Annotated in this window: 10 protein-coding genes; 7 read left to right on the top strand and 3 right to left on the bottom strand. The window is 67.7% G+C overall.

What is annotated here, in order from left to right; genetic code table 11:
* Positions 1-892, top strand: an 892-nt coding sequence (locus WAZ62_RS14440) for a divergent polysaccharide deacetylase family protein (protein ID WP_422644239.1), incomplete at its 5' end; no start/stop codon positions are given.
* On the opposite strand, the gene trpE is transcribed toward WAZ62_RS14440, so the two are convergent.
* Positions 840-2,354 carry an anthranilate synthase component I gene (trpE, locus tag WAZ62_RS14435; protein ID WP_422644238.1) on the bottom strand — a complete coding sequence of 505 codons (1,515 nt, stop codon included), beginning with the start codon at positions 2,352-2,354 and terminating at the stop codon, positions 840-842. The genes WAZ62_RS14440 and trpE overlap by 53 nt on opposite strands.
* A complete protein-coding gene (locus tag WAZ62_RS14430; protein ID WP_422644237.1) occupies positions 2,351-4,261 on the bottom strand; it encodes a SurA N-terminal domain-containing protein in 1,911 nt (636 codons plus the stop codon). Before WAZ62_RS14430 ends, trpE begins: the two co-directional genes overlap by 4 nt.
* A gap of 119 nt (positions 4,262-4,380) precedes the next feature.
* Here WAZ62_RS14430 and WAZ62_RS14425 point away from each other — a divergent pair, with 119 nt between their 5' ends.
* Both WAZ62_RS14425 and WAZ62_RS14420 read left to right on the top strand, forming a co-directional pair.
* Entirely contained in the window at positions 4,381-5,388 is a 1,008-nt protein-coding gene (locus tag WAZ62_RS14425; protein WP_422644236.1) for an NAD-dependent epimerase/dehydratase family protein, read from the top strand.
* Between the two features lie 88 nt (positions 5,389-5,476).
* A complete protein-coding gene (locus tag WAZ62_RS14420) occupies positions 5,477-6,106 on the top strand; it encodes a hypothetical protein (protein WP_422644235.1) in 630 nt (209 codons plus the stop codon).
* 18 nt (positions 6,107-6,124) lie between these two features.
* On the opposite strand, the gene WAZ62_RS14415 is transcribed toward WAZ62_RS14420, so the two are convergent.
* Positions 6,125-7,207 (bottom strand): hypothetical protein, encoded by a 1,083-nt coding sequence (locus WAZ62_RS14415; RefSeq protein WP_422644234.1) that lies wholly within the window; start codon positions 7,205-7,207, stop codon positions 6,125-6,127.
* Between the two features lie 66 nt (positions 7,208-7,273).
* Between WAZ62_RS14415 and WAZ62_RS14410 the strand changes: the two genes are divergently transcribed.
* The 4 genes from WAZ62_RS14410 to secG form a co-directional block, all read left to right on the top strand.
* Entirely contained in the window at positions 7,274-7,981 is a 708-nt protein-coding gene (locus WAZ62_RS14410; RefSeq protein WP_422644233.1) for a hypothetical protein, read from the top strand.
* Entirely contained in the window at positions 7,978-8,934 is a 957-nt protein-coding gene (locus WAZ62_RS14405; protein WP_422644232.1) for a hypothetical protein, read from the top strand. The genes WAZ62_RS14410 and WAZ62_RS14405 overlap by 4 nt, the downstream gene beginning before the upstream one ends.
* A 69-nt stretch (positions 8,935-9,003) precedes the next feature.
* Positions 9,004-9,756, top strand: a complete 753-nt coding sequence (gene tpiA, locus WAZ62_RS14400) for a triose-phosphate isomerase (RefSeq protein WP_422644231.1) — start codon at positions 9,004-9,006, stop codon at positions 9,754-9,756.
* A gap of 133 nt (positions 9,757-9,889) precedes the next feature.
* The coding region (gene secG, locus WAZ62_RS14395) for a preprotein translocase subunit SecG (RefSeq protein ID WP_422644230.1) at positions 9,890-10,197 on the top strand (308 nt) is incomplete at its 3' end.

Here is a 10,197-nt window from a genome sequence, read left to right as displayed (position 1 = left end):
GCCGGTGGACAGGCCGGCGGACATGGCGTCGGTCCCGCCGCCGCCGCCCGTCGATGCCCGGGAACAGCCCTACGACAGCCGGCCGGCCTGGCAGCGCTTCGCCATGGCGCCGCCCGCCCAACTGGGCAAGAAGCCGGTCATCGCCGTCGTCATCGACGATGTCGGCGTGACCAGGCGCGAGCTGGACGCGCTGCTGGCGCTCGATGCCGGTGTCACCTTCTCGATCATGGGCTATGCCGACAACATGGCCGAGTTCGCCCGCCGGGCGCGGGCCGGGGGCCATGAACTGCTGGTCCATGTCCCGATGCAACCGGAGGGTGATGCCGACCCGGGGCCGAAGGCGCTGACGGTCGGCCTGTCGCCGGCCGAGATCCGGGCGCGCCTGCGCTGGCACCTCGACCGGCACGAGGGCTTCGTCGGCATCAACAACCACATGGGCAGCCGCTTCTCGGCCGATGCCGCCGGCATGGCGGTGGTCGCCGCCGAGCTGAAGGCGAGGGGGCTGCTGTTCCTCGATTCGCGCACCGCCGCCGCCAGCGTCGGCGAGGCCAAGGCGAAGGAGGCGGGCCTGCCCACGGCATCCCGCGATGTCTTCCTGGATAACGAGATCGGCGCCAATGCGATCGAGGCCCAGCTGGTGCTGGCCGAGCGGCGGGCGCGGGACAAGGGCACGGCGATCGCCATCGGTCATCCGCATGAAGCGACGATCGAGGCTCTCGCCCGCTTCATCCCGCAGGCCCAGGCCCGCGGGATCGTCTTCGTGCCGGTCTCGACGGTGATCGCTCGCCGTTCCGGCTTCGACGTGCCGACAGCGGCGGCGTCCGGGGCCGCCGCCGGGACTACTGCCGGTCCCGGGAAGCGAAGCGAATTGCCTCCTCGGCCGCGCGGATGACGGCGCGCGCCTTGTTGCAGCTTTCCTGGTATTCGGCTTCCGGATCGCTGTCGAGGACGACGCCGCCGCCGGCCTGAACCACCAGCGTGCCGTCCTTCACGACCGCCGTGCGGAGGGCAATGCAGGTATCCATCGAGCCGTTGGCCGAGAAATAGCCGACGCCGCCAGCATAGAGATTGCGCTTCTCGGGCTCCAGCTCGTCGATGATCTCCATCGCCCGGACCTTGGGCGCGCCCGAGACCGTGCCCGCCGGGAAACCGGCCAGCAGGGCATCGACGGCATCGTGTTTCGGCTCGATCTCGCCCTCGACATTCGAGACGATGTGCATCACGTGGCTGTAACGCTCGATCACATTGCGCTGGGTGACCTTCACCGTGCCGATCCTGGCGACACGGCCGACATCGTTACGGCCGAGGTCGAGCAGCATCAGATGCTCGGCCAGTTCCTTGGGATCGTTCAGCAGATCCTTCTCGAGGGCGATATCCGCATCCTCGGTGATGCCGCGCGGGCGGGTGCCGGCGATCGGCCGCACGGTCACCTTCTCGTCGCGCAGGCGGACGAGGATTTCCGGGCTGGAGCCGACGATCGAGAAACCGTCGAGATCGAGATAGAACATGAAGGGCGACGGATTCAGCCGCCGCAGCGAGCGATAGAGCGCGATCGGCGGCAGGGTGAAGGGCAGGCGGAAACGCTGGCTCGGCACCACCTGGAAGATGTCGCCGGCGGCGATGTATTCCTTCGCCCTGGCGACCATGGCGTGATAGTCGCCCCGGCTCATGTTCGACTGCGGCTGGGTGATCTTGTGCCGGATCGCGGCGTCGCTGCGGGTCACCGGCAGGTCGCGCTCGAAATCGGCGACCGTGTCGGCGATCCGCTCGGCCGCCCGGTTATAGGCGGCGCGGGCATCGACCCCGGATTCGATCCAGACCGGCGAGACGACGGTGACGACATCCTTCACCGAATCGAAGATCGCCATGATCGACGGCCGGATGAACAGCGCGTCGGGAATGCCGAGATTGTCCGGATTGTCCGAGGGCACCTTGGTCTCGACCAGGCGCACCATCTCGTAGCCGAAATAGCCGTAGAGACCGGAGGCCATGGGCGGCAGCTCGTGCGGCAGGTCGATGCGCGATTCGGCGATCAGGGCGCGCAGCGAAGACAGCGTGTCGCCCGGACAGGGGCGGAACTTGTGGCGGTCGGCGCGGGCGATGCGGTTGATTTCCGCCTGATTGCCCCGCGCGCGCCAGATGATGTCGGGCTTCAGGCCGATGATCGAATAGCGGGCGCGGGTGGCGCCGCCCTCGACCGATTCGAACAGGAAACGGTAAGGCTCCCCGTCCGTCAGCTTCAGCATGGCCGAGACCGGCGTTTCCAGATCGGCGACCAGCGTCGTCCAGACGACCTGCGGCTTGCCCTGCTCGTAGGTGTCGCGGAACGTGTCGAAATCGGGCTGGATCGTCATGGCGTGGTCTGGGGCTGGCCGAGCAGGCTGTTGAAGACGTTTTCATGGACGGAGACGCCATAGCGCCGCCGCAGGTCGGATTCGAAGACGGCGGCGAGATCACCGGCGAAATCGGGCTTCAGCTTGTCGGCGACGGCCTTCACGCCATCGGCATCGGCCGCGGGGTCGGCGGTCTCGATCGCGCGGACGGAACCGACGAGGATATCCTCGCCGTTGATCGCCGGTGCGCTCGCCGCCTTGCCCTCTGGCTTGCCGAACAGGCTCTTCACCAGATCGGGCGGCAGGGCGTTGAAGATCGGATCATTGCCGCGAAGGCCGGGGCCGGCGGTGCCGGTGGTGGTGCCGACGCTGGTCGCCGCTTCCTCGATCGGCTTGCCGGCGTCGATGGCCGCGACCAGGGCCTCGGCCAGGGCTTTCTGGCGCCTCTCGCGCTCCTCGGCCTGCCAGGAGGTGATCACCTCGGCCTTGACGGTGTCGAGCGACTTGAGCGCGGCCGGCGTCACCGCGTCGATGCGGGAGACGACATAGCCGCCGGTCGTCGTGTCGATCATCTCGCCGTCACGGCCGGTTTCGGCGAGGAACAGGCCGGGCACGAGACCATCGGCCGGCGGCAGGGCCACGGGCTTGCCGGTCGCGTCCATGCCCTTGGCATCGATGGCGGCGATCTTGATCACCGGCAGGTTCAGGCTCTGACCCGCCTCCTCGAGGGTGGCGCCGCCCGCGAGGGCATCCTGCAGCGACGTGCCGATGCCGGTGACCTGGCCGGTCGCCTCCTCGAGGGCGAGGGCATCGCGCAGCTTGTCGTGCACCTCGGCCAGCGGGGTGACCGCGGCGGCATTCACTTTCTCGATCCTGAACACATGCCAGCCCAGCGGCGTTTCCACCGGGCCGCCAAAGCTGCCATCGGCGGCGGCGAAGACGGCATCGCCGAGCGGGGTGGGCAGGTCGCCCTTCTTCACGGCGCCCAGCCTGGTGTCCGCCTCCTCGGTGCCGGCCGCTTCCCTGGCCACGGCCGCGAAGGCATCGCCCTTGTTCAGCCGCGTGAGGGCGGCCTCGGCGGCCTCCCGGGTCGGCAGCACGATCTGGGCGACTTCGCGGGTTTCTTCCGTGCCGAACTCGGCCAGGCGCTCCTCATAGGCTTCGGCGATGGCCTGTTCCGTCGGCTGCATCGTCCTGGCGACTTCGGCCGGATCGATCGACAGCAGGGTGACGGCGCGATATTCCGGCGCGGTGAAGCGGGCGGGATTGGCTTGGTAATAGGCTTCGATCGTCGCCGCGTCCGGCACCGGGATCTCGCCCGCGGCCTTGGGGGTAACGGCGAAATAATCGATCGAGCGGCGCTCGTTGCGATAGCGGTAAAGCGTCCCGGCGACGCTGTCCGGGGTGCGGGCGCCGCCGATGGCGGGACCAAAGAGCTGGGCCCGCAGCATTTCGCGGCCGATCTGGTCGGTCAGCATGGCTTCGGTCATGCCGGCCTGGCGCAGCACCTGGCCGAATCGCGCCGGGTCGAACCGCCCCGAGAAATCCTGGAAGGCGGGAATGGCCGCAATTTCCCTGGCGATCAGGCTTTTGGGGGCGCGCAGGTCGAATTGCCGCGCGGCTTCCGAGACAGTCGCGTCCGAGATCAGTTGGGACAGGACGGCCCCCTGGACATTGAAGGCCATGGCCTGTTCCCGGGTGAAACTGCCGCCGAACTGGCTCTGCAGCTGGCGCACTTCCCGGTCGAAGGCGATCTGGAAGTCCTGGGCGGGGATCTCCGTGCCCCCCACTTCGGCCACGGTCGAGTCTCGCCCGGAGCTGAACAGGCCATTGCCCTGCCAGATACCGATGCCGAAGCTGACCATGAGAATGCCGAGGAAGACGCGGACGACCCAGGTCGACGCGCCCTTTCGTAGGGACTGGAGCATGATAAACCGTGTTCCTTCAGGCGGCCCGCCTGACCTGCGGGCGGCGCATGATAGGGGCGGGGCTTGACGGTCGCAAGTTTTGGCGGCTGCCTGTCGGAACTTCGGGCGGGGATTCGGCCATGCGCTTTCTGATTACCGGTACGGCCGGCTTTATCGGCTTCCATCTGGCCAAGCGCCTGCTCGACGACGGGCACGAGGTATTCGGCCTCGACGGCATGACGCCCTATTACGATCCGCGCCTGAAGGATGGCCGGAACGCGGTGCTTTTCGAATCGCCCCGTTACCATTTCGAGCGAATGATGCTGGAGGACGGGGCGCGACTCCTCGACTATGCCCGGCAGGCGGCGCCCGACGTCATCTTCCATCTCGCCGCCCAGGCGGGGGTGCGCTACAGCCTCGAGAACCCGCGGGCCTATGTCGACAGCAACCTGGTCGGCACCTTCAACGTGATGGAGGCGGCGCGCGAGATGAAGCCCCGCCACTTCATCATGGCTTCGACCAGTTCGGCCTATGGCGGCAACCGCGAGATGCCGTTCCGCGAAACCCATCTGACCGATCATCCGCTGACGCTCTATGCCGCCACAAAGAAGGCGACGGAGCTGATGGCGCATTCCTATGCCCATCTGTGGCGGATCCCCACGACGGCCCTGCGCTTCTTCACCGTCTATGGCCCCTGGGGCCGGCCGGACATGGCGCTGTTCAAATTCGTCGACGGCATCCTGAACGACCGGCCGATCGATATTTACGGCGAAGGCCGCATGTCGCGCGACTTCACCTATGTCGGCGATCTGGTCGAGGCCATGGTGCGTCTCGTGCCCTGCGTCCCACCGGCCGACGGCAGGGTGGTCAGCGACGATGATTCCCTCAGCCCCGTCGCGCCGTTCCGCGTCGTCAACATCGGCGGCGGCCAGCCCGTGCCCCTGATGGATTTCGTCGAGGCGATCGAGACGGCGGTCGGCAAGCCGGCGATCCGCAACATGCTGCCGATGCAGAAGGGCGATGTGACCGACACATTCGCCGCCGCCGACCTCCTGCTCGCGCTGACCGGCTACAAGCCAGCGACGCCGGTGGCGGAAGGGGTGGCGGCCTTCGTGTCCTGGTATCGCTGGTATCACGGGAATCGCTGATCCGGCCATTCCGCCGCTGACGCCAGGACACCCGCCGGATTAGGATGGAGCGCGGGTGGTGGGACCCGGTTGCGAGCGGGAGGGGCGAATGCGTTTAGCGGTTCTGGGGTTGTTGGCGGCATCCTTTGTTCTTGGCGGCGGCGCGCGCGCCGAAACCAAGCTGGACGACATCATTTCGGCGGTGAATGCCGGGCAGGCCGAATTGGACAAGGTCGACGCCCTGCTGGCGGACCCCAATCGCAACAAGCGCATCGCCGCCATGACCCTGCTGCTCAAGTCGGACAATCCGAGCTTCGTCGCCCGGGCCAAGGAAATCGGCCTGACCAGCGCCGACACCGAAATGCAGGCGGCGGCCCTCGGCGCGATCTTCGACGCGGGCGGCCCTTTCAAGATGATCTTCGATCTTTCAAAGAGCGACGACGAGAAGAATGGTGTCAAGAGATGGCTGGGCGGCGAAGGCAGCTGGGACGAGGGCAGCCAGCGGGCGCTCTATGTCTTCAAGACCAATCCCTATGATCCCAAGAAGAAATGTTGGTCACCCACGGTCGCGGCAAGCGACTGCGTCTTCACCATCGTCGGGCGGACGATCGCCTTCGGTCCCTGGTCCTACGGGGTCGGCTCGTTCGAGCTGAACGGCGAAGGCAAGCTCGTCGGGACGTTCCGATATGCCAACGGCGACAATGTGCCGGTCGCCGTTGAAATCCCGCTGATGGAATGAGGGCGGGGCGCGAGCCCCTCACTCGATCGACAGGCAATCGATCTGGGTCGGCAAGGCGTCGTCCCAGGTCGAGGTGATCGACAGTTTCAGGCGCCGCGCCCGGGGCCGGCTGCCATTGACGACGGCGCCGTCGCCGAAGGGGGTGACATCCACCTGGCCGAAGGGTAGCCAGCGGTCGCGCAGCGTCGGCGCGAAATCGAAACTGGCCCGGATCGTCTTCGGGGCGATGGCCTCTCCCTCCGCCGGGCGGCTGGCGAGGCGCAGGGCACCGACCGGCACCGGCGCCCCCCCGGCCAGTTCGACGATGAGTTCGACCGGCCCGGGCGAGAACCGCACGGGCCGGCCATGGAGCAGGTTGCTGCAGGCATAGTCGGCGGACACAGGCTCGCGGCTGCAGGTGATGCCGGCGACCCTGGATGACAAGGCGGGGCCGCAGGTGCCGTTGTCGGCCGCGATTTCGGGTGTCGGCGCTGGCGTCGCGGCTTCCGAATCCAGCAGGCGGTCGAGCTTTTCGCGGATCGCGTCGATGCGGATGAAGCTGGCCTCGCTGGTGTCGGCCGAGGTCACCGCCATGCCGATGATGACGCCCTTCATGCGAAGGACAGCGCCGCTGGTGCCCTTGAAGATCTGGTCCCGCGCGCCGGTGACACTCGCGGTCAGCAGGTCGAGATCGCGCGAGACGATCCGCATGGCGCGGTTCTCGGCCAGACCCGAAGCGGCGATGAAGGTCAGCACCGCCTCGTCCGACTGATCGAGCAAGGCGTCGGTCCGGGCCGGAAGATCCTGCCAGCGCTCGGCGCAGCGGTTGCCCAGCCCGGCCGAGACGAGACCGATCGACAGATCCATCCCCGGCGCGAAGGAGCGGAAAATCCGCGCGTCCCCGGTCAGGGCGGGCGAGGCGGTGGCGATGGTCACCGCGCGGCTGCGGCCATGCACATGCTGCGGCAGGATCAGATAGCAATGGCCACGATGGCTGAAGATCAGCCCCTGGCCTTCCCCCTGGTTCACCGCGACGGATTCAGCCCATGCCGGGCTGGCCAGCGGAAAGGCCAGGGCGAAGAGGGCAAGCAGAAGCCTAACGCTGTTTCGAAGGGCGGACATGTGTGCGACAGTTGCGAAGCGGAAACACAAGTTGATAGCAGCGCGTAAGGGCGCACAAGGGCTGAGATGACGTCTTTCGCGTCGTGGACATCGATCCTCTTCGGTCTTGCCTTGTCCGGGGCACCGGCCCTCGCGGATGATGCCATTCGCGCCGAGGGACCGCTGGCGGAAACCCTGATCGCCAAGGCGGAGATTTCGCGCGTGCTGGTGGCCGGTTTCCAGTCCATCGGCGCGGCCCCGCCCGAGCGTCCGGCCCTGTGGGCGGCGGTGCCCGCCACCTGGCGTGGCAAGTCGCTGTGCCTGCGCCTGCTGTCCGCCGATGGCACCTATACCGCCCAGCAGAGCTTCGCCGTTCCGCCGGACTGGGGTGGCGGGGTCTCTCCCCTCGATTTCGCGACCGCTTTCGCCGATCGGCTGGAGGCGCTGAAGGCCGATGAAATGGCGGTTCGCGTCTCCCTCGGCGATTGTTCGGCGGGTGATGCGGTCTATGCGCTGGGCAGCTGGAACAGCGATCGTCAATCGGGGCCGGCGGACGGCGTCCTCCTGCTCAATTCCATGCGCGCGAGCGAGGTCTATCTGATCGAGAAGGGCAGCGGCCGTGAATTGTCCTGCACGGTGAAGACCGCCGATGCCTCGACCAGTTTCGACACGCTGTGCCTCATTCCGGCTCCGCTTCTCAGCGGCGAGGGCCGCCTGACCTTCGAGGTGAACAGTATTCGCCGGGGCACTTTCGATCCGGTCACCCTCCTGTCGATCGAGAAGGGCCTGCCTTGAGCGCAGCGGGGCGGCGTTTGATCGCCATGCTGGTCGCCCTTCGCCCGGCCTGGCGCTATCTGTCCGTCGCTCTGGGACTGCTTGCCGCCGCGATCCTCGTCATCGTCATGCTGGGCAACGACCGGCGGTCCTTCGCCCTTCAGGTGCAGACCCATGGCATGACCATCGAATTCCTCGGCGCCCTGGCGCGGCCCTGGCCGCTGGACGAGGCGATCCTGTGCCTGCGCCGGCCGCGGCAATCCGGTGCGGCCGAGCCGGGTTCCGACCAGGCTTTTTGCGATTCGCGTCTTTATGACGAGAAGCGCCTGACCTCGGCCATCGTCGAATGGCCGGACGGCGTCGCCATCGGCATCACCCATCTTGCCGGTGGCCCCGGCATGGAAATCGACATCCTGCCCCGGGTGGACGGCGGGGAGGCGACCCGGTTGCGGATCGAGGGGGTGGAGGTGCCGGTTCATTCGCGTCTGGTCATTCCGGCCGACAGCTGGGATGTCATCGGCGAAATCCCGTTCAGCGGCCTCATCACCTTGGGCGGCGCGGTCGAGAGTTCCGTCGGCGATCATCTGATCGCCGGACGTTTCGAGGCGCGCGAGGCGCCCGCTTTCCGCCGCTCGCCCGTCGCCGTCACCGAAGGAACATTCTTCACCGGCGATGTCGTTCGATTGTCCGGCCCGGGGCGGCTCGACCGCGTCACGACCGGCTTCATGACACCGACCCATGGCGACGAGAAGGGCAATGGCTTCGAGGTCATCGCCTATTCCGGGCTTGGCGACAGCGCGCTGGAAATCGCGCGGCCTGGTGTCGCGCCTTCCATCATCCGCCCGAGCTGGTCGGACCGGGCCCTGCATGATCCCGTGGTGCTCGGCGCGACGGCCTTGCTGGCCTTCCTGCTGGCGTCGGTCGAAGTGTTCAGGGGTATCGCCGGCCTGTGGCATTGGTGCCGCAGGCTCTGAGGGCTTTCGGAATCCGCCACACTTTGCTAGAGGGACGCGGTCCCGAAACTTTCGCGCAGGAATATCGCCATGGCCCGTCGTCCCTTCGTTGCCGGCAACTGGAAGATGAACGGGCTGATCGCCTCCCTGTCCGAACTGGAGGCGATCGCCGGCAAGGCGGGCGCGGTCGTGGGGCGGGTCGATGTCGCGATCTGCCCGCCGGCGACCCTGGTGGCGCCCGCGGTCGCCCAGGTCGCGGGCTCGGTCCTGCTGATCGGCGGACAGGATTGCCACGGCAAGGCCAGCGGCGCCCATACCGGCGACATCGCCGCCGAGAGCCTGAAGGACGTGGGCGCGGCCTGCGTCATCGTCGGCCATAGCGAGCGCCGGACCGACCACGCCGAAAGCGATGCGACGGTGAACGCCAAGGCGCAGGCCGCCTGGCGCGCCGGGCTGATCGCCATCATCTGCGTCGGCGAGACCGAGGCGGAGCGGGACGACGGCCGCACCCTCGACGTCATCGGCCGCCAGCTGGCCGGCTCGATCCCCGAGGCGGCGACGGCGGTCAACACGGTCGTCGCCTATGAGCCGGTCTGGGCCATCGGCACCGGCCGCACCCCGACCAACGAGGAAATCGTCGAGGTCCACGGCTTCATGCGGAAAGCCCTGGCGGCCCGTTTCGGCAGCGCGGTCGCGGGCGGCATCCGTCTTCTCTACGGCGGCTCGGTGAAGCCGTCCAATGCCGATGTCATCCTGAAACTCGCGGATGTCGACGGCGCGCTGGTGGGCGGTGCCAGCCTGAAGGCCATTGATTTCCTGCCGATCATCGACGCGGCCGTCTGATCCCGGCGGGGGCCATGAGCGCCGTGCAGGGGAGCGCGGCGCCGCGGAACTGGCAATGACCGTCGCAAACGTGTAAGAGACGCGGTCATCGAAGGGCGCCTTGTCGCCCCACCTTCATCCAATCGGAAGCGACATGGACTATCTTCTCGTCCTGCACCTCATTTTGGCCGTCGCCCTGATCGGCGTCGTCCTCGTCCAGAAGTCCGAGGGCGGCGCTCTCGGCATCGGCGGCAGCGGCGGCGGCTTCATGTCGGCCCGCGGCGCGGCCAACTTCCTGACGCGGGCGACGGCGATTCTGGCCGGCCTTTTCATGCTGACCTCGCTCGGCCTCAGCGTGCTCGCCAATGGTCACGGCAGCTCGTCGATCGTCGATCAGATTCAGCAGCAGCAGTCGCCGGTCCTGGTGCCGAGCGACGTGCCGGCGGCCCCCGTGGTCCCGGC

This window comes from Zavarzinia sp. (assembly GCF_049306435.1).
Lineage (GTDB): Bacteria > Pseudomonadota > Alphaproteobacteria > Zavarziniales > Zavarziniaceae > Zavarzinia.
Note: the sequence above shows the minus strand (reverse complement) of the source record. Positions and strands in the feature narration are given on the sequence as shown.